The organism is Nostoc sp. FACHB-892, from assembly GCF_014698795.1.
Lineage (GTDB): Bacteria > Cyanobacteriota > Cyanobacteriia > Cyanobacteriales > Nostocaceae > Nostoc.
On sequence record NZ_JACJTR010000017.1, the window covers coordinates 41,573 to 64,916 of the forward strand.

Consider the following 23,344-nt stretch of genomic DNA (forward strand, 5'->3'; position numbering starts at 1 on the left):
TTTTCATCTAATCTATTTTTGCATTTAAAATCTTGATGTTGAGAATTGGGAATAAGTGCTAAATAGGACTTAAATCGAACCACAGAGGATGCAGAGGACACGGAGGAATAGAAGTTTAAGAGGTTTTTGGTGTAAGTCTTACCAAATATAAACAAAAATAAAATTAAAGATGAAATCAGATTTACAAACACCGCTAGATTTAGAAGAACTAGCTTTTTCTCATATTTCTGTTTTGGGACGGGAGGTAATTGAGGGTTTGGCGGTGCGTCCAGGTGGACACTATTTAGATGTGACGGTAGGTGGTGGTGGTCACAGTCGCATGATTTTAGAAGCTGCGGCGGATGTGCGAGTAACGGCAGTTGACCAAGATGAAGATGCTTTAGCAGCAGCAAGGAAAGAGTTAGCTGAGTTTGGCGTTAGCGAAGCTCCTCCGTTCGCGCAGCGTCTCCGACAGGAGAAGGAGGCTCGCATACAATTTATTTATAGCAATTTTGCTGACTACGAGTTTCCCCCTAATACTTTCGATGGTATTTTAGCCGATTTGGGGGTAAGTTCTTACCATTTAGATCAAGCAGAACGAGGTTTCAGCTTTCGCCAAGCTGCAAGTTTGGATATGCGAATGGATCGAGGGCGATCGCTAACTGCTGCTGATGTGATTAATAATTGGGATGAAGCGGAATTAGCAGATATTTTCTTTAAGTACGGTGAAGAAAGATTATCGCGGCGCATTGCTCGTCGGATTGTAGAACGGCGACCGTTGCACACGACTACAGAATTGGCTGATGCGATCGCTTCTTCAGTTCCCCCGAAATACCGTTATGGAAGAATTCACCCCGCTACCCGTGTTTTTCAAGCTCTGCGAATTGTCGTCAACGATGAGTTAAAATCCCTAGAAACCTTTTTGGATAAAGCACCAAATGCCCTTGTCCCTGGCGGCAGAATTGCAATTATCAGTTTTCATAGTCTGGAAGACCGCCCGGTGAAACATGGTTTAAGAAATTCACCTTTATTAAAGGTCTTGACAAAAAAGCCAATTATTGCACAAGAAGAGGAAATTAGTAAGAATCCGCGATCGCGATCGGCCAAACTGAGGATAGCTGAAAAGTTGCCGTAACTACAATACACCGTTAAGCTGCTCCATCTTGTGGCTCAGAACTGCTGCGAATACGCTCAATGAAGTTAGGATAATTTTCTAAATCTTGTTCTGACTGTAAGGGTGGCATTTCAATCCAATTACCTTCGATATGCAGCTTATCTACATAAGCGTAAAAGGCTTCCTGATCTTCCCGATGAGCAAGAACGTAATCATGTAACTCTTTCTGACTCATTGCATGAAAATTAGGCTTGCTCATCCTATGTATCTCCATTTACCGTTAGGGTATATTTCTATAATATTTTCCTCACCTGCCAAGAAGAATAGATTTTTTGTCCGTTCATCCATACGAACGATATTAATAAGCAAGTAAAGCTTGGTAAACCAACAGCACAATATGTAGCACTGTGTTTTTTGTTCTGGTGTAGGAATAATCTGAACTCCTTAACATTTATTAAAGTTACTGCTAAAAAGAAATTCCCAATAACCTGCGATCGCGATCGGCCAAGTTGAGGATAGCTCAAAGATTGCTGTAACTACAATGCAGCGTTAAACTGCTCCATCTCAACGATCTGTTAACCTAGCGTTGTTGAGGAGTTAAAAAAGAGTAGATGGAAATTAGTAATCTGTTTACGGCAGGTGGCATAGTCATGTGGCCTCTGCTAGCCTTCTCTTTGTTAGGAGTGGCGCTGATTATCGAACGGATCATCTTTTGGGTAAGGATAAATAATCGGCAAAACAAGGTAGTGCGAGAGGTGCTACAGCTTTATCGCCTTGATAATGTAGTTAGTGCATTAGATAAATTGCAGAAAAATGCTGATTTACCCATTGCTCGGATTTTTTTAGCAGCTTTAGAATTGGAGGAGCCAACACCAGAAGAATTTCGTTTGGCATTAGAAAGTGAAGCACAAGCCGAAATCCCCTTACTCAAGCGTTCCCAAAATATTTTTGAGACAATTATTAGTCTTGCGCCCCTGTTGGGACTTCTCGGCACTGTTTTAGGATTAATTAACTCCTTTGCCTCTTTAAATATCGGAGATGTGGGAGGTACTAAAACAGCAGGTGTAACATCTGGAATTAGTGAAGCTTTAGTATCTACAGCATCCGGGTTGGTAGTGGCAATCTTTATACTATTGTTTGCCAACACCTTCCGGGGACTCTACCAGCGCCAAATTGCCTGGATTCAAGAATATGGTGGACAGTTAGAATTACTCTACCGCCATCGCTACGAAAGAGGAGATAAATCTTATGTGTCTACCAGATGAAGCGAAACTGCATAATGTAAATTGGTAATCGGTAATTGGGATTAGTTCACTAATTGTTACCGATTTTGCTCTACATTTTTTGGCTCTAATAGTATTCTAAAATGACGAATAGGTTTTTTCGCTATAGTTTTTGAGGGAATATTCCATGACTATTTGGGTAAACGAGCAAATTGATCCGTCTGGGATGATTCATGCCTGTATTGCGACTTGTAATGAATCTCAAGCCAAAGATTGCCATGATTCATTTCAGAATAATTTGACCGAGACGCAAAAGGCAGCAGGTTGGGTAGCGCAATTGCGGACAGTTAATTCTTGGGATGAAGTGCCGGTGAATTCTTTAAAACTCAATTAATTGAGTGCTATCGAAAGTAAACTCTATAGCTTATAACGGTTTCAGCAAAGGTAAGGTACAGAAAAAAACAACTAACCATAGATGAATATGAATCTTCGTAGGGTTACACACTTAGCGATGTAACCCTATTGCAAATTCTCTGAGATGGAGGTTAGTTTTTGGGATTTTGATCGAAGAGATATTAAGAGCGTAGGCGTAGCCCGTTATATGTATTGCTTGTTTACCAGAAGCTGCACTTATGCCAATGCTGATAGCGATCGCAGCAAATCTCATGAGAACAGGTTAATAAAGGATAAAATTCGGATTAAAATTATTAAATTATTAGCAACTACTTCTAAAAAAAGTAACTTATTATAGGAAAATGATGATTTTTCTGAACTTTTAAGATGTATCATCTATACCGTAGATTAAATTAAAAAACTTGTATAAGCCGAATCAATTTAGTGAACTATCCCAAAGTTTACACTTCGGAGCAAGCCTGTCCCATTAATTTAGTTGGCGAAACGGGACAAGCGGTTCAAATTTCAATTCATGCTCCCAGTCAATATATCTGTGCCAACTGCGAACGGATATTACCAGATTGGAAACGGCAGCCATTTTTACGAGTAGTGATTGTCTTGCAGCAATCACGTTATCAATTAGTCGAAAAGACAGCAAAAGTAGAGTCAGAGAAAGAACGCTTGCGAGAAAAGTTTATGAGATTTGGCTGTGATTTAGCATTTAATCTGCGCGATCGCGGTTATTTAACAGACTTAATCGACCCTCGTACAGGCTATCCTTTACTGTCTCATCCTGGTGCAATTCCCCACGATGACACAGCAGTTGTTAAAGCTTTACTTAACTATCCAGTAATTAAAAATCAATGCTGTGTGTTAATTCATCCCGATTGGGGTACAGCAGTTTATCCTAGCATCTTGATATCAGAAGCTCCCCCAATTGTGATCGAATGGGTTACAAAAGGCATATCATCCATGCATGGGTGGAAAGAAAGTTATTAGTCATTTGTCATTAGTCATTGATCATTGGGCATGGATTATTTCTTCCCAATCATCCCTCATTCCTTTATATATATTGGAAATGAGGAGAATAAAAAACAAGTATTATAGAATCTGTGCCTCCAAGCAACTTGTTCCAGGAAGCTAAGACAGTCGAAGCCTGTAATAATGCGGCTTGCTACTTCCCTCTCATGAGTGGACGCTACGAAGTCAAGCCGGGGATGATGGTTTTTGGTTCATGTTTTGGTAACGCTCAGGCTGATCAGCAGGTATTTCAAATTGATGATAATTTCGCCCACTATCGCCAAGCTAAACTTTTAGCTCGTGGGGAACGGTTGAACAAGTACTACCAAACTTGTAATTATTCTAAAACTGTGGCAGGTGCGATCGCTCGTTTAATAATTAATCGCCTCATCCAAGAACACCCACAGCATTTTCACTACCAAAAGTCAATAGATAACACTCTGAAATTTCACAGCCAACTTACCAAGGAAACTCTCTATTTAGATGCAGAGTTGCAGTTACAGCAAGTTGAGGGTAGTTCTGTTGTTCCAGCTTACGCCTCTACCCTTGATGCACTTGCAGCACAGGTACAAGAAGACTTGACAATTATCTGTCGTTCTGATGATGGTAGCAACTGGCTGAGTGCAGTTCATCTCTGCTATCCTAACCACTGGTCAGCTGAAGAGAAAATTGGTAAGGATTTCGCCACAATTCATGCACCTGTGGCTGGTATGGAAAAAATTAATCGGCGAGGGGATGCGATCGCTAATACAATGATTACTCAGAAACCGATGGTGCGCTTTGCTTGGGGTTTGAGTACCGATACCCGCCTTAACCACCATCCCGAACCGCCGCCTGGGGTGTCAGTTAGCCAATGGCAAGGTAGAAGCTTTGATTCACAACATCCCCAGCTTTATCTGCGAATTGAGCGACAAGTTATTTGGGGACTACCGGAGTATGAAGCGGCGCTTTTTAGTATTCGTACTTATTTTAGAGATTGTGGTGTAGTTAAAAAAGATCCAGTGTTACGGTCTAAGCTGTATGCTGCAATTCAGTCTATGACACCAGAAGCTTTAGTATATAAAGGTTTAGTAGAGAGTAAATCTAGTATTTTGGAGTGGCTAGAGTAGGGCTGAGGTATAAAATATGTGTTTGAATATTGCTTTATTTAGATTTGGGAATGTCATCGCATAGTTTGCGATCGCTGTTTTTTTCATCTTTATTACGGTTCAGATAATCCCATACAAAAATGCAACTGCGTTCGAGAAGTACATCTAAATTCAAGTCCCATAATGCAACTACATCATTACCAGCGGCAGCTATCCATTTACCATTTTGACTAAAACTCACATCTCCTGTACCCAAACGTTGGTAGGTAGCTATTAATGTGCCATCAAGACTCCAAAGTTTGACTGTTTGAGATGTGGCTGAAGAAATTATCTTACCGTCGTGGCTGAAGCTGATACCAGTAACAGGATGGCTTTCATTGAATGTTTTAATTGGAGTCCCATCAAGCTGCCAGAGCTTAACAGTTTTATCATCGCTAGCTGACGCAATTATCTGACCGTCTGGGCTAAAAATTACACGATTGACTTTAGCAGGATGTTCTAAAGGAGTTTTGGTTTGGATTGGACTACCATCATACTTCCAAAGTTTGATGGTTTGGTCATCACTAGCTGAGGCAATTGTTTTAATATCAGAGCTAAAAGTGACACTATTAACTATCTCTTTATGACTTGTAATAGTTTTAATTAATTGACCATTACGCTGCCACAGTTTAACAGTTTTATCTTTACTTGCTGAAGCTATTATATTACCATCAGGGCTAATACTCACACTGGTAATCTGGTTGCTATGCCTCTTAATAGGATCTACCTTAAAAGTATCTAAGAGTTTCGTTGCTTCTTCTCCTTTTTGAATCTTCCAGAGTTTGACAACGTCATTATCTCCCTCAATAGCCAATATGTCACTGTTAGGAATAAAGTTTATATTACTGATCCGATTTATACTCAGGTGTTGTCTGAGATTTAGTGATTTTTTACTTGGCTTGCTATCAGTTGTCCAAAGTTCTACTTCATTTTCGCCTTTAATAATAGCTAAATTTTTACCATCAGAGAATAATTTGTCATTGTTGTTACTTTCCTTTTTAATAGGGATGGCACGAATTAATTTACCATTATGCCAAAATCTTAGTCTATTTTCAGTACTAAAAGTAACCACTATTTGTGAATCTACCGTACGAATACTGTCTAAAGCATCAATAGTTTGAATTAGAACCCCATTACGCTTAAAGACTTGTATATAACTTTGATATTCAAGTCCTATCGTCTGATTATCAGAACTGAAAACTATGTTAAATAGATCCTCATCCTTCTGCCGAGAAATATTGTTTGAGGTATCAATAGTTTGAAATAGAGTCCCATCAAATCTCCAAACTTGTATATAATTTTTAAATTGAACTGCTATCGCTTTATTATCAGAACTGAAAACTATATTTTTTATATTCTCATTTTTATTAGCCTGAATAATTGAGAAAAAAGCGCCATCAGTCTTCCAGAGATGTATCTTGTTTTTACCATAATTTATATTGCGAATAGCTAGTATTTCTCTATTATGACTGAAATCCATTTTTATCAAACTACTACCCCGTCCCTGGATAGTATTAATTAATTTGCCATTCTGTTGCAGGAATTTTACAGTATTATCATCATCTAAAATAACGATACTTTGACCATTAGGGCTTAAACTCATACTCCTAGTTCGACTGCTGTAGCCCTCCAGATTGTGCAGCAGTGTGCCATTTATTTTCCAAATTTTGATACTTTTATCTTCACTGACTGTAGCAATGGTTTGTCCATCCTGGCTGAAAGTGACACTGGTTATACTCCTCTCTTTATCTTGAAGATTTGTACTAGATTTAATTTCAATATTTTGCTGTTGTTGACTTGTATTTCCACTACCAGAAGTAATTTTTTTGCTATCAAAACTAGTTGTAGTATTAATTTTCTTAGCTTGGAAATTAGTAAACTCTTTAATTAGTTCTCCATTAATATTCCAAAGCCTTACAATTCCATTCTGAGTGCCAGAAGCAAACCTCTGGCTATCAGGGCTGAAACTGAGACTAGTAACGCTAACCTTTTGTTCGATAGGCTTTGAAATTGCTGCACTACCATCAGATTTCCATAGTCTTATTGTTTTGTCATCACTACCAGACGCAATTAACTTGCTATTAGGACTAAAACTAATTGTGTTAACTGTTGCACTATGTCCCTCTAAAGTGTTAATTTCTCTGATTCCATAACTTGCTGACTGTAAAGCTGCTAATACCTGTTGCTTAGTTCTATCCTGAATAATTCCGATGTTCCATCTGTTCAAGAAATTTACTTGTTTAGCTGCTCTTATTCCCTCTATCAATGCTTGCATATCTTGGTTTGCAGCTAAACGCCCGTCCGAAACTGCGCTCAAAGCATTGAGTTGAGAATTCTTTCCATCAATGAATGCTAGCAAGGAGGCAATCGCAAACCCACTAGCTAGAGCTGCTAATCCCGCCAGTCCAATTCCAGTTCTTCGTGCATCTTTTAGTTGCTTTTGCAGAACTCTATTTAGTTCTGCTTGCATACGCTGTTTTTCTTCTTCTGCTTCTTTAATTTTTGCCAGTAATTCTGCACTACGTTGTTGGCGGATAAATGGTACTAAATAATCATGCACCAATTGATATCGATCAGCCGGAGTTTCTAGTACTCGAAACACTAACCCTGAACCTACTAGAATCTCAAGCACCAAGTCTAAATTTTGCGATTCTGTTGCTAAATCTTTTACTAATTCAGCGCGAGTCTTTAGAGGGCGAGTGTTATTTTCATTAGTCAGCAAGTACAAAACTAACTGAGCAGCGCGTTCATTTTCTAAGCCACAGTCTTTAACTACTTCTTCTAAAAATCGCTCTACTAGTTTCTCTTTTAACCAGTGTTTTCTATACTGTTCAAGCGTTGTAATTTTCTCTGTTTGTAGTTGTGCCCCGATTACCTGCAATTCAATAGGACGCACCTCTCGTAACTCACTTGCTAAATCCTCTACCAGCGCATCTATCAAATCAGGTGCTAGAGAAAACTGGGAGTTTTTAGTGAAGCTTTGAATGACGGATTTGGCAACTGATGGTGAAAAATTCCCTAAGTAATAGAGGATATTTTTATCTAAAATGTCGTTGTCAATGATTGGTAACTCTGTGGTGCGACTCCACTCTAATAAGTAATGCAGATAATCTTGTCTGAGTGACAAGATAACTTTTACATAAGAAATGTTGAGACAATCACGCAAAAAATCATAAAAATTGCGTCTGCTAGCTTGGTCTTTATAAGCAAAGAAAAACTCTTCAAACTGATCAAAAATTAGCACTGTTACCAGATTGCGATTTTCATTTTGCTGCAATTGTTCAATAATTGCTGCTGATGTTTCAACTGGTGCAGACAACCGAACGCCTCTCACGTCTTCCAGTTTTTCTACCAAAAGTCTGCCACATTCCTTTTCCCAGGCAGTATAAACTTGCACTAAAATTGGTAGAGTTTCCAGCCCATCAAATGAAGTGAGTTGTAGAACTGGCAATAATCCAGCCTGCACAATTGAGCTTTTACCCACGCCAGATTGTCCGTAAATTACGGTGAGTTTACAATCTGTTCTGCCAATACGATGGAGCAGACTCTTAATATCCTGCTGTCGTCCAAAAGCGGCTACAACTTCCCCAAATATGTCTTTTGATGGTTGATTGGGTGAGTTAGCTGGGTTGATTGCCTGTCGTCGGGGCTGTAAACGTCCCGCACCGATAAAAGCTCGAAACCCATATTGGCTCTCTATCTCACGCTGTTTTTGCTTAAGCTGAAAGGCTTGTTGGTAGTCTTTTTGCTCGAATTTAAGATCGTGCAACTCTTCCAATATCTGAATATAAAGCAGGGGATTATATTAAGGCTGACTTTCATTTCTGGCCTTTTCTAAGGTATTGACAGCTTCGTTAAGTTGACCCAATTTTCGCTGGCTTTTTGCTAAAAGAAAGTGATACTGTCCCTGTTCTTGTGGTAAAAAGTTAGGTATTTTCTCTAATGTTTCTAGAGCATTTTGAGCCAGTTCATGGGCATCATTCCAACGTGACTGTTCTAGGGCAACTTGTGCTAAAAAGCCATAATCTTGAGCAATTTGCTTGGGAGCGTCATAGTTTTGATGCAGTTTTAGTGCTTTATGAGCTAGTTGATGTAGTTCTCGCCAAGCTTTTAAACGGCGCAAAACTTCCCCAAGTTGATTAATATGTTTAGCAACTAATTCGAGATGTTGAGCCTGTTCAAAAATCTCTAGGCTTTGCTGGAAATAACTTCTCGTTTCTTCCCAATAAGTTTGATTTTCTATTGGTTGTTGTTCGGCTTTGCTGTAATAAGCTAAGGCGATATTTAGCAGTAATATTCCTTGCCGATCTAAATTGTTACTTTGCTGCCAATAAGTCAAGCTTTGTTGATAATGCGCGATCGCTAAATCTAGCCGATTATTTCTATAGTCCAGCAAGCCCAACATAAATGCCAAACTAGCTTGGAGTTCTGGATCTGATTCTTGCTGATCGCTAGCTAAATCGTCCTGCACGGCTTTGAGGTCAAAACCATCTAAACTAAAGTCAGCATCGCTACTAAAGGCTTGCTCTGCTTTTTGGCGCAGGGATTTCACCATATCATCAGATGCAATGGTAAATTGAATCGGTGGACTAGCCCAGCTATTGAAATCTGGTGCCAACCGCCCCAATCTATGCAGTATCCTATCTGTTACCCACAATATTATGGGGAAGGCAAAATCGCTCTTGAATTTATCTCGCGTTTTATTAGCAGCAACAAGTAGATCGTCAAGTGCTTCAACTGACTCTAAACCTAAAACCATCAAAGCGGCTGGTGGCTGATCTTCTACTTGGTGCAAGATGTTGCTATAAAGTTTTGTGGTCGATGACGGTAGGACTAATTCGGCAAATTCAACACTGCATTGCTGGCGTAACCTTTGTAGTATCTGCTCTTGCAAACTAGTGTAATTGCACCGCACCAAAATTAAAGAAAAGCGTTTTTGAGTTAGTTTGAGTGTGCGTGCTAGTGTTTGCAGCGATCGCTCATTATCTGGCAAGATATTCTCTAATCCGTCTAATTCAGACATGATCTCACTTCCTTAGCTGTTGCCACAACTTAAATTTTGCCGTTTCTGTCAAAAGCGGATTGAGAGCAAACCAGCGCCCTTGATTATCCTGATATTCAAAGACGAACAAGCTACGCAACAGGGTTTGGTATTCTTTGTCTCCTTTGACTCTCTGTTCTTGTACTACCTGAAACAGTAAATCCCATTCTTCATCATCAACGGAAAGTACCAGGCGATCGCGGGCATCCCGAATCACAGATTCTAGGATATTTCGAGAAATCGGCGGATCTACTTCCTGGAGACAACGAAACAGCATTCCTAGCAAGTTTCGGACATGTCCACCACTCACGCTACACAACCGCTCTAAAGTCTCAGGTGAATCAAAAACTTTTGTAATTAATCCTAATCTCTCCTGTGCCGGAATATCTGGAAAAGCCCTGGCCAAAACCATCTGCTGCAATAGCTGCATTCCTTCCAAATACTCAGTTCCATCTCTGAGTTGAACTGGAATCATCGGCAAAACTTTCGGGTCAACTCCACCACCCAAGCGGTTTTTCAGCGCTTCGCAGTCATTAGAAAAAATCAATGATAAGGGCAGAGTATAAACCAAATGGCAATTCAGTTTGCGTAACTGTTCTCCCCGCTCAATAAAAAGATATTCTGGTAGCGATCGCCCTGATGAAGTGGGTCGATTGTCTATTCGATCCAGATTATCAACAATCACCACCAATCCTTTTTGACCGCGTTGCTTTAGTTGCTCAGTGGCAACTTTGATAATCTCTTCGTTAATAAACTGCAAAATTCTATTCGTTTGCGGTTCCAAATACTGTCTTAATTTAGAACGCAGTTTAGGACTATCTTTCGTTTTGGCTGTGATTTTGCCAATCCCTGCGGGGAGAGAAAATTCTAATTGACCATCAGTGCTACCCTTGATTTTGGCTCCCATCAACTCAGTTTCAGCCGTCACTAATACTGGTGTCTGCAAAAACTCCCAGACTCCATTGAGGAAAGATTGAAAACCTTGGGGTTGCAGATTAACGTTAACCTGCTCTAAACTTTCACCTACCCGCCGGGCGATCGCCAGCATGATATCTGTAATATCTACGTCTGTTTCATCCAAATCTTTGGTGGACTCAAAGTAGACTACATGAAATCCCTCACTTTGCAACTCGGTTTTCAGTCTCGATAACTCAGTAGATTTACCACAACCAATATGTCCGGTAAATAACTGGCAGGTAGGTTTATTCGGGGATAATCGGGTAATAGTCCGCTTCAGAGCATCAATAATTTTGCCACCCCGCACACTAGCAAAGTCAATATAGTAGAGTTTATCCTCTGAATTAGCCAAGACTAACGTTCTACTGGGATCGCAGGCATCAAAGAATCTCTGTAAATCCAAGTTCATCATAGTTTTTGCATTTTTTTATGACTAACTAAATACAGTAGAAACGCAAAATTTTGCGTCTCTACTGCCGCCATCATTTTCTAAATTGGTATCATAACCAAATAATTTGTAATTACGAATTACAACGAATAATCTAGGCTGTTTACCCGTAATTATACTAGGTTTGTTCTAATGGATAATTTAACTAATGGTTGCGAATGTTAACGAAATTCAGCCTTATTCAAGGTGAAATAAATAAGCGTAGGCGAAGCCCGCCGAAGGCATCGCTAAAAAAATAAATTCTTTGCCCCATGCCCAATAACTTTATCAGCTATTATTCTTCGGTTTACGCAATTCCTGAGAACCAATTGGGCCGAGAATTTGGTTAAGGCTACGCAATTGCTCTGCTGTACCCATACCAATTAACCGATCACCCGGCATTAACACTGTATCACCAGTGGGGCCACCGATTAAAGTTCCATCAAGGCGGCGAATTGCCAAAACTAATGCCCCAGATTGCGATCGCAATCTCGCTTTTTGCAAACTTTGACCCACAAAGGGACAAAAAGCCGGGTCGAGTAAAAATTCTTCCATATACAATTGGCGGTCTGCACCTGTCAAAATCCCGTCTACAAAGTCCAATACTTGGGGTCTGAGCGCCGCAGCAGCCATGCGCTTCCCACCAGTAATATAGGGGGATATGACTTGATCTGCACCACCGCGTCGTAACTTCTGCAAAGCCTCTTCTGTACTTGCGCGTGCAATTACCCTAATTCCCGAATTCAGTGTTTTAGCTGATAAAACAATGTATAAATTTTCGGCATCAGAAGGGAGTGCTGCAACGATACACATCGCCCGTTCAATACCAACTTTCAAAAGTGTGTCATCTAGGGTAGCGTCACCTTGGAATGCTGTGTAACCTTCTGTTTGTGCCCTTTGTACAGATTCTATCTCCGAATCAATCACTACAAAAGGTACGGCTTCTGCCCGAAATTCTTTGGCAATTTGACGACCAGTTCGACTAAATCCACAGATAATGTAATGTTCTGTTAGGGATTCCATTAACCGCCTCTGTTGCTGTAGCCGAATTCCTTCTTGAAAGTAGCCTTGAATGATCGCTTCTGTAAATCTGTTGACAATGTAACCTATATTGACTACACCCAACAAAATCAGGGCAATGGTAAACAATCGTCCTCGGCTATTTAGTGGGTGTGTCTCTCCATATCCCACAGTCGCTAAAGTGATCACTGTCATGTAAGCTGCATCTTCCCATGACCAGCCCTCTACTAACGAGTACCACAAAGTGCCAATGAAGAAAACACCGCCAAGAGCGATCGCCCCAACCATTAACTCCTTTTGGATACGTTGATATTTTTGCTCAAGTGTTGAGAATGACGTAAAAATAGTACTTTTAGCCTACTTTTTTTAGTTTTGTACTAACTTTATCGCATTTGTGCTTTTTAGTACATTCAAACTACAAGTTATCCAAACTAATAGTATGAACTCTATACTCATAAGATTTAAAAATATTCATCTTTAACTTGTTAGACCAAGATGGAAGCGTTCGTAGAGAAGTGTTGCCTCAAGAGCTTGCCCCAATTCTTGCTCAAGTGTTGAGTACAAAATTTTTTTCACCACCGCCAAGCGTTCGAGGTTATATAAGCGTTAGCCTAAGAAGAAGTACGAGTTGTGCTAAATAAAAAGTATTTTTTAGGGATTTCTAGGAAACTAGTAAATAACTATATAATGAAAAACTTTCAGGAGGAGCGGTAGTGAGCCTACAAACTCTCGTTGACCAAGCCACCATCCCCCCAGATTCAGGGCCTGTAACATCTAATCCCTTTAATGTAGATAGCTTTAATGAAGCTGTCATGTCTACCTACGGCCGGTTTCCCTTAGCCTTAGAAAGGGGTGCTGGATGCCGGGTTTGGGATACACAGGGGCGCGAATATCTGGACTTTGTAGCAGGAATTGCCACTTGTACTTTAGGACACGCCCACCCAGTTATGGTAGAAGCGGTGACACGCCAAATCCAGAAACTGCACCATGTCTCTAATTTGTACTACATTCCTGAACAAGGTGAATTGGCAAAATGGCTTGTTGATAATTCTTGTGCCGATCGCGTATTTTTCTGCAACTCTGGAGCTGAAGCTAACGAAGCTGCAATTAAACTGGCGCGAAAATATGCCCACACAGTATTAGACATTGAAAAACCAATTATTTTAACCGCCAATGCCAGTTTTCACGGACGGACTTTGGCGACAATTACCGCCACGGGACAACCGAAGTATCAAAAGTATTTTGATCCTTTAATGCCTGGTTTCCACTACGTAAATTACAACGATATTAACGCTGTAGAAGTGGCGATTAGCGAGTTAGATGAAGGCGATTACCGTGTAGCAGCAATTCTAATTGAGCCATTGCAGGGAGAAGGCGGTGTGCGTCCGGGAGATGTTGCGTATTTCAAAAAGCTCCGGCAGATTTGCGATGAAACTGGCATTTTATTGATTTTCGATGAAGTGCAAGTTGGTATGGGGCGAAGCGGTAAATTGTGGGCTTATGAACATCTCGGCGTTGAACCAGATATTTTCACCAGCGCCAAAGGCTTAGGTGGCGGTATCCCCATTGGTGCAATGATGAGCAAGAAATTTTGTGATGTTTTTCAACCAGGGGAACACGCCAGCACCTTTGGCGGAAATCCTTTTGTGTGTGGTGTAGCACTCAGTGTTTGCCAGACATTGGAACGGGAAAATATTTTGCAGAATGTGCAAGACAGGGGTGAACAGTTACGAACTGGATTAAAAGCGATCGCAGCAAAATATCCTCAGCACATTGGTGAAGTTCGAGGTTGGGGTTTAATCAACGGTTTGGAGTTGCGAGCCGATATTCAACTAACCGCAGCAGATATCGTCAATGCTGCCATTAAGGAGGGCGTATTACTGGTACCTGCCGGACCAAAGGTAGTCCGGTTTGTGCCACCGCTAATTGTCACAGAAGCGGAAGTAAACACTGCCTTGGAAGCTGTAGACAAAGCGATTACAACTCTCACAGCTTAGGTAATCAAAAAGCGAGGATGAGTCTTTGTGCCTATCTCTCGCTTTTTCTAACTACAGCAAGCTTCACGGTAGTTAACTTGACGATAAAATTATTGCGAACGCTTGACTAATGACTTTTGACTACTGGCTCCTTTTTAATCATTATCCAGCCAATGACAATAAGTAGCGCACCCAATGCAAGAAATCCCAGATCCCAAGCTAACTGATTTGGGCCTGGTTTTACATGATGGATACCAAGAATTTGGTGGTCAATTAAACCTTCAACAAAATCGAACAACCCAGTACCAATAAGTATTGATCCAATAAAGGTCTGTGATGACCAAGGAACATCATCACGCCCTCCGGCACGCCATAGCAAGACAACTCCGATCACGGTGAATACCCAATCCAAGGCATGAAATAACCCATCCCATACCATGTTCAAATCTATATTTGCCGTGTTGTTCAGAGGTCGAATATTACTAAGCATATGATGCCACTGGAGGAGCTGATGCAGTACAATTCCATCAATAAACCCTCCAAGACCCACACCAAGAAAAATTCCAGCAGTAATTAGTGGTGCGCGTCGGTTGAGGATTTCACTTTTCGCCTCCATTGTCAACCTCATAGATAGGCTTTTTTTCCAAAATACAACTCTTTTGGGAGAAACATCTTCTATCTTGAGGCAAGTAAGTTCAGTGAACTTAATTTCATCAATTTTCAGATTTGATCTGCATACCCGCCTTCACTGGATCGAAATCTTGAGGAAAATGAGTGCTGCGATCGTAGTCTGCTTTTTGCAGGTTCGCTCCTTTGAGATCAGCTTGGCGGAGATTCGCTGACATCAACAATGCTCCCCTAAGATCAGCATCCTTCAGATTAGCTTGATTAAGATCGGCAAAGCTTAGGTCAGTTCCCCTCAAATTTGCACCACTCAGGTTGGCTTCACTCAAGTCAGTATAACTGAGGTCAGAACCTTTCAAGTTGATGCCCTGCAAATCAGCATTACCCAGTTCTGCTTTACTAAAGTCCCGTTTTCCCGCTCCATAACTCTCCACAAGAGTAGCGGCATTATTTATGGGCTGTTGAGAATTGACTTCGGGCATATAACCTTATTACTTTCATACTAAGGATGGATGAAAAATTTCCCACTTTATTGTTTCTAAATGTAATACATGAGTTCCTTCTGCTTTCGCATTGATCTTCGTTCACAAAGGTCTTGGAGTGTATATTTTTCTAACACTGAGTTAGCAGCCTGACGTGCTTCCTGCCAGACTTCCTGAATTAGCTCACCTTCTACCGTGTTGGGAGTTGGCTCACAATTAGAGACAACAATATCTGAGCCTTCCATACAGCTAAAAGCATCTAACACTGTAATCTTTCCGGGATCTCGTGCCAGAACATAGCCACCTTTGGCTCCGCGTATACTCTTAATTAAACCTCCACGCCTTAATGTGGCTAGGAGTTGTTCTAAATAGCGGTTCGGTATGTCTTGCAATGCCGCTATCTCCCGAATTTGCAGGGCTTCACCGTTAGGGTAGCAGGTTGCCAACTCTAACAGGGCTAGAAGTGCATATTCTGATTTGTTAGAGATTACCACAGGCGTAATATTTTAAACTCACACTTAAATATACAAAGTATTTGAGTTGGTTTTCCTAAGCTACTGTTAAGAAAAACTTTACAAACAACGTATTGTTGACCGGCTAACTCTAGTTTAAAGACCTTTTAGGATAGAAGCAATTATATTTTATGTTTAATTTGATAAATAAAAGTGATTGATTATTGTACGTCTTTTTGTAATTAAAATTAAAGCGCAGCAAAATTCTTAGTGCCGTTATACATGCAAATTTGTCGAAAATGGCAGAATGACTGTAAAGGTAGTTCCTGCACCGATCGCACTTTCGACAAAAATTTCGCCGCCATGTAAATCTACAGCCTGCTTGACGATGGACATTCCCAACCCCATTCCTGGGATATTGTCTGCATTACTGGCACGATGAAATGGTTCAAAGATGTGTTCAATGTCAGAAGGAGGAATGCCAATACCAGAATCTTGAGTCTGGAATATGGCTTGATCGTTGGCAGTGGTGACAGAAAACTTAACTGTGCTACCAATGGGGGAGTATTTTAGACAATTCGAGAGTAAATTACTCAAGATTTGCCGCAGTAGTTTCGCGTCTAAGTTAGCTGGGGTACATTGGCACTTACTGCTAAAAGCGATCACATGTTGTGAGCGATCGCTCTGTTCTAATTCTTCTAACAAATCGCGGCAAAATTCCACCAAATTCAGGGGTGTTGGATGAAATTCTAATTTACTTGTTTCATCTTGACTCAGCACCAATACATCATTCAACAACTGAGTCATGTGCATCACAGATTTTTGAATGCGACGCAGGTGGGTATTTTGTCGCTCATCGCTCCAGAGATGGCGATAATATTCTAGTAATTCCGCAGAAGAGTGGATGGTAGCCAAAGGGGTGCGAAACTCATGGGAGGTGATGGTGAGCAAGCGGGATTTAAGTTCGCTAAACTCCCTTTCTTTGGCAAGCGCTTGTCGCATCGCCTGTTCTGCCCATTGCAGCTTGCCTTGGGTTCGCTTGTTTTCGCTAATGTCTCGTAATATCCAGCGCAAACCAACTAACTTACCTTGTTGATTACGGATAGCAACCACTTTAACCGCAGCAATAATTGGCGTTCTGTTATATGGTCTTAGGTTGACTTCCCACTCTTGCATTTTCCAGTCTGGAATTTCGGCATGATCGCGCAGATGAGTTAGTTTCAGATGAAAAGCAATTATTTCTTTCTCAAGCACATAAATCCCTAGGAGTTTACCCAACAAACCACTTTTAGAAATGTTGAGCAGAGTTGTGGCGGCAGAGTTAGCTTCCTGAATTAACCCTTTTGTATCAGTCACAAAATAAGCGTCTGGTACTTCCTCAAATAATTCTTGGTAGCGTTGACGTTCTGCTACCAAGGATTGTTGAGTGTTGGATAATTCTTCATTCTGCTGCTGTAGCTCTTCATTAGCTCTTTGCAGTTTTTCCAAAGCTAAGTGGACTTCTTTTAATACTGCGGTGACAACTTCAATATCTTCCTGTGTTTTTTCCTGTTCACTCTGGCGTTGCAAAAGGGCGACGCGCTTACGCATATTCTGTATCTGTAAGGCTAATTCGTCCAAATTCACGCTTTGACTCCTAATTTGGATATCTAAACTTCCGTTTTATTTTAGATTCCCTACTTGGACAATCTTAGCTTTTGGAACCTCAATACCTGGACAAGCTTAACTTTTGGAGCCTCAATGTTTTTTTCTGGCAATATTGCTTAATTTGGCTCTTAAATCTGCCCATTTGACCCCTTCTAAGCTGGACAAAACAATATGAGCGGCTCCAACTCGTTCGGCAGGGCCGAGTCCTACTGCCCACATACCACCGGCTAGAGCCGCCTCAACGCCTGCTGTGGCATCTTCTACAACTACAGATTGCGCTGGTTTGAGTCCTAGCTGCTTGGCTACGTAGAGAAATAGGTCGGGTGCTGGCTTAGGTTGCTGTACACTATAACCGTCAGCGATCGCATCTACTTTATCGGCAATCCCCAATCGCTCGATTACTGTCCGGGCATTTTTGCTAGCTGAACCAATACCGATTTTAATCCCAGCTTGTCGCAGGTCATCTAAGAGAGCGATCGCACCTGGTAATAAATCCTTAGATGTCATGTTTTGGATCAATTCCACATAGTAGCCATTTTTACGCTCCATCATCTCCTGGATTTGTGCTTCCGAATATGGCCTATCTCCAATAATATGCATCAGTGAAGCACGACGGGATACACCCCGCAGCGCTTCGTTAGCTTGCCGATTAAAGGGTATACCTTCTTCATCTGCTAGCTTTTGCCAAGCTTGATAGTGAAGTTCTGCTGTATCTGTTAGCACACCATCTAGGTCGAAGATGAATCCTTGGATGTTAGGGGAGTGGGGAGATGAAAGGGCAGGGGGGGAAGTCTGGTTTTTAGAAACTTCTGAGGGGAAATTTGGGGGATTTGGGGAGAGGGAAAGTTGGAGATATTCTAGTTGACGAGTTATATCTTGGGTGACTTGTTCTTTGCGTAGATCGAAGTCGTGCCATTTTCCTTGCCAGTGCAGTTTAAACTTCAAGCGTGTCCAACCATCAGGGAGATGGTAGTTGGCTATGGGGCCTTTTTCGGTTAGTTGAATGCCGCCAAATCCAAAAATTACAGCTTGCCAAACGCCACCAGCAGTAGCGCCGTGAATTCCATCGCTGGTGTTACCTCGGTTATCTTCAAGATCCACCATTAACGCTTGCATAAACACTTCGTAAGCTTCTGCTGATTTGCCCAAATCGGAAGCTAAAATGGCGTGAACTGCTGGGCCAAGGGACGAACCATAAGTAATGTCTGTACGGGGTGCATAGTAGTCCCAGTTGGTCTGCAATGCTTTTTCGTTGTAGGGAAAATCTGCTGATTCCCGCATTAAATAAAGAAGCATTAATATATCTGGCTGCTTGATTACTTGACATTTATTGGTTTTTTCAATACTCAAAATGGCTTGCATGGAGCGATCGCGCCCTTGGTAATCTGCTAAGTTGATATCTTCTAATTGAAAAAATCCCTCGAACTGCTCGATTAGTTCTGTTAATGGGTCATGGAGAAACAAGATTTTGGCAATAATGTCTTGCCAGTGCGATCGCTCTTGTGGGGTGAGTTTGAGTTTCTGTTCTAGTTCAGTAGCTCGTTCGGGGAACTTGTGAGCCAACCAATCATAAATTGCGATCGCTTTCTGTAGATGCCATTGCGCCATGCGATTTGTAAAGGCGTTATTGTGGACGAATTCATGGTATTCATCTGCTCCGATCACTCCCCGAATTTCATACCGTTGTAGCTCAGGATTGAATTCTACCCGACTCCCCCAAAAAATAGCGGCATCCAAAATAATCTCTGCACCGCGTTGTTGCATCCACTGATCATCACCAGTGGCTTGCCAGTAGTTCCAAGCGGCGTAGGGGATATCTGCATTAATATGAATTTCGCGATCGCGACACCAAATCCGCACATCTTCACCATAAAAATCATTTTCAAGTACCCAACGTGGTGTTACTTCATCTCCAGTATCAGCACTTTCCCAGGCAAACATTGCCCCTTTATAGCCGTAATGGGAAGCCTTGCGTCTAGCTCCTGGTAAGGTGTGCCAACGGTAACTAAGTAAATTTCGGGCGATCGCTGGTTGGGTAAACAGAAAAAAGGGCAACATAAAAATTTCTGTATCCCAAAAGATATGACCGCGATAGCCAAACCCAGAAAGAGTTTTAGCAGGAATGCTTACCTTGTCATCATGGCGTGACCCAGCAATCAGCAGCTGAAACAAATTGTAGCGAACAGCAAAAGCAGCTGTGCTATCCCCTTCAATGAGGATGTCACTTTGCTGCCACACCTCATCCCATGCCTGCTCATTGGCTTTTAGTAGTGTTGCGTAGTCTGGCAGGTGCGCGAGTTTTTCTGTAGCTGCTGAAACTGGTGTCTCAGTATCTCGCGAGGTAAAAACTGTCACGATTTTTTCTAGGGTTACGGTCTGTTTTGATTTAGCTAGGTAGGTCATGCTCAAGGTTGGATAACCAGGTGCGGTACTGACTTGCAAAGATGCTTCAGTGCCTGATATTTTCATGGTTGCGCCCATACCGATTTCAATCCGGGAGTGGCGGGTGCGGCGTTGCAACCAGATTCCTTGGTCAGTCTTGCCCTGATCTAGTCCTTCCCAGTGATTAAAACCCTGGTTTTCTGGATAGCCGTTGATACTTCCCTGAACTTCGATTACTCCATCAAAATCTACTGGCGTTAAATGACAGCGTTGCGCCAACACATGCTGATCTGCAAAACTAGCAAAGCGTTCAAAGTTAATATCTATAGTGTTTCCACTGGGAGAGCGCCAACGCAAGTAACGGCACAGAAGTCCGTAGCGTAAATCAAGCTGCCGATCATAGCGCAATATCTCACCTTGATCGAGACGGAAGCGATCGCCATTTACAATCACTACCAGAGGTAGCCAGTCAGGGCAATTTGCCAGTTCAGTGTACACCACCGGCACATCGTCGTAGACACCGTGGATAAAAGTAGCTGGCAATGCATGAGGATAACCTTCTTCAAAACTACCTTTTGTTCCCAGGTATCCATTGCCGATTGTAAAGACGGTTTCTTTAGAGTGTAATTGATCGGGGTCAAACTGGGTTTCGATTAAAAGCCAGTCTGTGTAAATAAAATTGCGAGAATGACCTTTTGTTTGCATAAAGTAGGGAATGGGGAATAGGGAATTGGGAATTAGGAAATTTGGTGGATGAACGGAGTTCGGAGGTGGATTCATCCAGTTCAGAGGTGGATGAATCAGTCTTTGAGGAAGATGAACAGAGTTCTAAAGTGGATGAAAAAGTCTTTGAGGTGATAAATCAGTCTCTAATTCTCCTTGTCCCCTCATCCCCCACTCACCACTCCCCACTCCCTACTCCCTCATCCCCTCTTATGTTTTTCCAAAATCTTTTCGGCTCTAGGTTTATAAATGAGATGAAATAAGGTTTCCATATAGCGATCTCTGGCTTCGTTATTTTCTGGAGCAACAAAGTTCCAAAAACTAAATATCTTAGTAAGCTGTAGTAATTGCTTACTATGTAAATGCCAATTGTATCTATTATGAATTCGCAGGCTTATCCATTCTGAGACTTCATGCCAATGTTCAGGATGAGTATCGCATTGTTCAACAAAGCCTAAAATTTTCTTTGCTGTTTCTTCTAAGTCTGTAGGATTAACATTAAATTCATTCTCTTGGTTTTCGATAATTTCTAAAGAGCCGCCAAATTGAGTAGCGAAAGTTGGCAAGCCGGAAATCATCGCTTCCAAAATAGACCGACCGAAGGATTCAAAGCGGGCAAAGTGGACATAAATTCCCTGATAATCTGCAACTACTCGGTAGGCTTCGCCAATGTTGTTGCTAGGGATACGCATCCCCACCCAGCGAATTTTGCCATTGAGATGATATTGTTCAATAATGTCGTGGAGTTTTCGGATTTCTTCTGCTTCTTCTGGGTTTGTAGCTTCATCTGGATGCAGTTTACTACTTAAAAGGATTAGGTTACAGCGCTCTTGCAACGCCTGACTTCGACCAAAACATTCAGCTAAACCACTGAGATTTCTGATTGAAGTGATGGGAGCAACGACAAAGATTGGTCGCTTGTTAAGGTTATCTAAATGACCAAAGATTTGGGAGTCTTCGCGGGTAAAGAGGAAGTCGTAAATTTGTGTGCGAAGGTTAGAATCTCGGTCTTCTTTTTGGCTATAGGGAAAGAAAATCTTTTCATTTACTCCCGGTGGTACTAAGTTGAATTTAGGACTAAACAAATCAATCCCATCAACCACATGATAAAGCTGCGGCATCGTAAAGCATTTGTACGACTCGTATTGGCCTATGGTGTCAGGTGTGCCGACAATTTCTTGATAGGATGATGTGATAATAAATTCGGCTGCATTCATGCTAATTAAATCAGCAGTAAATTGTACCGAGAAGTGATATTTGTCTTCTAAATCTTGCCAATATAAATTACTAAATAGATGTTTAGGTTTTTCCAAGGAATGGGCAATGTTACACTGGGTAACTTTCATTCGGCGAGATAAAAGAAAGGCTACTAAATTACCGTCGCTGTAGTTGCCAACAAGAAGATTAGGTTTACCTTGAAATTGAGCTAGTAATTCTTTTTCTGCATCTAGAGCAAAGTTTTCTAAATAAGGCCAAATCTCAAATTTAGAAATCCAATTGTTGGTAATTTCAGGATTGAATTCACCAAAAGGAACGCGCAATATCCAAGCATTTTGAGTATCTTGGACTTTTTCTAAACGCAGGTTGCAAAATGTGCCTTCGCAGTTAGGGATTAGCCGGGTGAGAATAATCACATGGGGTTTCATACCCAGCACATCCAGACCAGCGAGTTTGATTTGTTCACGCAGTTCGTTTTCTAAGCTGCGGGCTTGTTCAAGGACATAGATAACTTGACCAAGTGTTTCATCTCTTCCTAAAACATCTTCCTGTCCAACCCAGCCGTGGATGGAAATGAGGACGACGCGAAAAACGGCGGGGACGCGGGCTACAAATGTTTCTAAGATGCCAGGTTCTGGAGAGTAAATGAGTCGGTCGAGGAGTTCTAGGGTTTCGGAAACTCGCGCCGCAGTGTTACCCCAACCCGGCTCAAAGCCGAGTTTTTGGACATCGAAGCGGAATTTTTCATAAGGTTCATCAGGCTCAAGCTGATTCAGCAATTTGAGCGCTAGCTTAATTTGTTTGGCGAGGTGAATACCTGAAGGAATGCGATCGCTCAACAGCAGCCGAATCCCATTATTTTGCAACCCCTGTAATGCTTGAAACAACATTTCTACCCAATATTGGGGGTCAGTCAACAATTGATTGCACAGGTAACGGTTGAGGAAGGCTAAACCTTGACCGATATTTCTGGGGTCGTCAATTCTTGGGGAACTTTCGTAAAACGGGTGGAGGTCGATTTCGAGAATGTGGGGTTGGTAGCGATTGACTAAACGATCTCTGACATCTAGCAGCGCTTGAGGTGTCATCTGCTCAAACCTACTATCAGGTGTCAGTTTCCAAACTTCCTGGTTAGCAATCTTGGGGCGAACGACGAACCAGGTACTTTGTTCTTCAAGAATTATTTCGTGGGTGTACTGTATCAGTTTGCCAACAGAAGAAGAGTAGTAAAAATAAGCAGGCTTTTGCGATTGATGACAGTAATCGGCAAAAGCTTGTAAAATCTCATTTCTCAGGAAGTAATGCTTACCTGAAGCACTCAACGTATAAATCAACTGATGTAGAGCAGTTTTTTCATCACCGTTGAAGACAGCTTGAACTAGTTCATACATGATGACGAATCCCAGAACTTTAGTTAGGTCACGACCTCATTTTTTTTCAGTCTCCAGTTCTGTGAGGCAGATTCCTACTTGAATGGTATGTGACCATGAAAACCAGCCGCGTCTAGCTCTAGGATGAAAAGTTACAAGAGCTTCAAAT

At 41.5% G+C, this 23,344-nt stretch carries 17 protein-coding genes; 6 read left to right on the forward strand and 11 right to left on the reverse strand.

Going from position 1 to position 23,344, the window contains the following annotated elements:
• Positions 1-169: 169 nt before the first annotated feature.
• On the forward strand, positions 170-1,114 hold the full coding sequence (gene rsmH, locus H6G96_RS21500) for a 16S rRNA (cytosine(1402)-N(4))-methyltransferase RsmH (RefSeq protein ID WP_190913339.1): 945 nt from the start codon (positions 170-172) through the stop codon (positions 1,112-1,114).
• 13 nt (positions 1,115-1,127) lie between these two features.
• Here the strand turns inward: rsmH and H6G96_RS21505 are convergent, their stop codons facing one another.
• Positions 1,128-1,352: a hypothetical protein gene (locus H6G96_RS21505; protein ID WP_190913340.1), complete on the reverse strand. Its 225-nt coding sequence runs from the start codon at positions 1,350-1,352 to the stop codon at positions 1,128-1,130.
• 352 nt (positions 1,353-1,704) lie between these two features.
• Between H6G96_RS21505 and H6G96_RS21510 the strand changes: the two genes are divergently transcribed.
• The 4 genes from H6G96_RS21510 (at position 1,705) to H6G96_RS21525 (ending at position 4,838) form a co-directional block, all read left to right on the forward strand.
• Positions 1,705-2,358, forward strand: coding sequence for a MotA/TolQ/ExbB proton channel family protein (locus tag H6G96_RS21510; protein ID WP_190913341.1), 654 nt, complete (start codon positions 1,705-1,707; stop codon positions 2,356-2,358).
• Between the two features lie 145 nt (positions 2,359-2,503).
• Positions 2,504-2,710 (forward strand): glycogen debranching protein, encoded by a 207-nt coding sequence (locus H6G96_RS21515; protein WP_190913342.1) that lies wholly within the window; start codon positions 2,504-2,506, stop codon positions 2,708-2,710.
• A gap of 443 nt (positions 2,711-3,153) precedes the next feature.
• Positions 3,154-3,708: a methylmalonic aciduria and homocystinuria type D protein gene (locus H6G96_RS21520; protein WP_190913343.1), complete on the forward strand. Its 555-nt coding sequence runs from the start codon at positions 3,154-3,156 to the stop codon at positions 3,706-3,708.
• Between the two features lie 104 nt (positions 3,709-3,812).
• Entirely contained in the window at positions 3,813-4,838 is a 1,026-nt protein-coding gene (locus H6G96_RS21525) for a DUF3445 domain-containing protein (protein ID WP_347242264.1), read from the forward strand.
• Between the two features lie 34 nt (positions 4,839-4,872).
• Here the strand turns inward: H6G96_RS21525 and H6G96_RS21530 are convergent, their stop codons facing one another.
• The 4 genes from H6G96_RS21530 to H6G96_RS21545 all read right to left on the reverse strand — a co-directional run bounded on the left by H6G96_RS21530 (position 4,873) and on the right by H6G96_RS21545 (position 12,589).
• Positions 4,873-8,625: a WD40 repeat domain-containing protein gene (locus tag H6G96_RS21530; RefSeq protein WP_190913344.1), complete on the reverse strand. Its 3,753-nt coding sequence runs from the start codon at positions 8,623-8,625 to the stop codon at positions 4,873-4,875.
• A 36-nt stretch (positions 8,626-8,661) separates the two neighbouring features.
• Entirely contained in the window at positions 8,662-9,879 is a 1,218-nt protein-coding gene (locus tag H6G96_RS21535; RefSeq protein ID WP_190913345.1) for a hypothetical protein, read from the reverse strand.
• A gap of 4 nt (positions 9,880-9,883) precedes the next feature.
• Positions 9,884-11,263, reverse strand: a complete 1,380-nt coding sequence (locus H6G96_RS21540) for a P-loop NTPase fold protein (protein WP_190913426.1) — start codon at positions 11,261-11,263, stop codon at positions 9,884-9,886.
• A 306-nt stretch (positions 11,264-11,569) separates the two neighbouring features.
• Positions 11,570-12,589: a potassium channel protein gene (locus H6G96_RS21545; protein WP_190913346.1), complete on the reverse strand. Its 1,020-nt coding sequence runs from the start codon at positions 12,587-12,589 to the stop codon at positions 11,570-11,572.
• 425 nt (positions 12,590-13,014) lie between these two features.
• Here H6G96_RS21545 and H6G96_RS21550 point away from each other — a divergent pair, with 425 nt between their 5' ends.
• Positions 13,015-14,298 carry an acetylornithine/succinylornithine family transaminase gene (locus H6G96_RS21550; RefSeq protein ID WP_190913347.1) on the forward strand — a complete coding sequence of 428 codons (1,284 nt, stop codon included), beginning with the start codon at positions 13,015-13,017 and terminating at the stop codon, positions 14,296-14,298.
• Between the two features lie 106 nt (positions 14,299-14,404).
• On the opposite strand, the gene H6G96_RS21555 is transcribed toward H6G96_RS21550, so the two are convergent.
• From H6G96_RS21555 to H6G96_RS21580, 6 genes are all read right to left on the reverse strand, one after another.
• A complete protein-coding gene (locus H6G96_RS21555) occupies positions 14,405-14,893 on the reverse strand; it encodes a DUF2243 domain-containing protein (RefSeq protein WP_190913348.1) in 489 nt (162 codons plus the stop codon).
• A 97-nt stretch (positions 14,894-14,990) separates the two neighbouring features.
• Positions 14,991-15,383 carry a pentapeptide repeat-containing protein gene (locus H6G96_RS21560; RefSeq protein WP_190729038.1) on the reverse strand — a complete coding sequence of 131 codons (393 nt, stop codon included), beginning with the start codon at positions 15,381-15,383 and terminating at the stop codon, positions 14,991-14,993.
• A gap of 56 nt (positions 15,384-15,439) precedes the next feature.
• On the reverse strand, positions 15,440-15,877 hold the full coding sequence (locus H6G96_RS21565; protein ID WP_190913349.1) for an Rrf2 family transcriptional regulator: 438 nt from the start codon (positions 15,875-15,877) through the stop codon (positions 15,440-15,442).
• Between the two features lie 234 nt (positions 15,878-16,111).
• The gene (locus H6G96_RS21570; RefSeq protein WP_190913350.1) at positions 16,112-17,461 is read right to left on the reverse strand and encodes an ATP-binding protein; all 1,350 of its coding nucleotides are present in this window, start codon (positions 17,459-17,461) and stop codon (positions 16,112-16,114) included.
• Positions 17,462-17,572: 111 nt separating this feature from the next.
• Entirely contained in the window at positions 17,573-20,569 is a 2,997-nt protein-coding gene (pgmB, locus tag H6G96_RS21575; protein ID WP_190913427.1) for a beta-phosphoglucomutase, read from the reverse strand.
• 218 nt (positions 20,570-20,787) lie between these two features.
• The gene (locus tag H6G96_RS21580) at positions 20,788-23,196 is read right to left on the reverse strand and encodes a sucrose synthase (protein WP_190913351.1); all 2,409 of its coding nucleotides are present in this window, start codon (positions 23,194-23,196) and stop codon (positions 20,788-20,790) included.
• Positions 23,197-23,344: the final 148 nt, after the last annotated feature.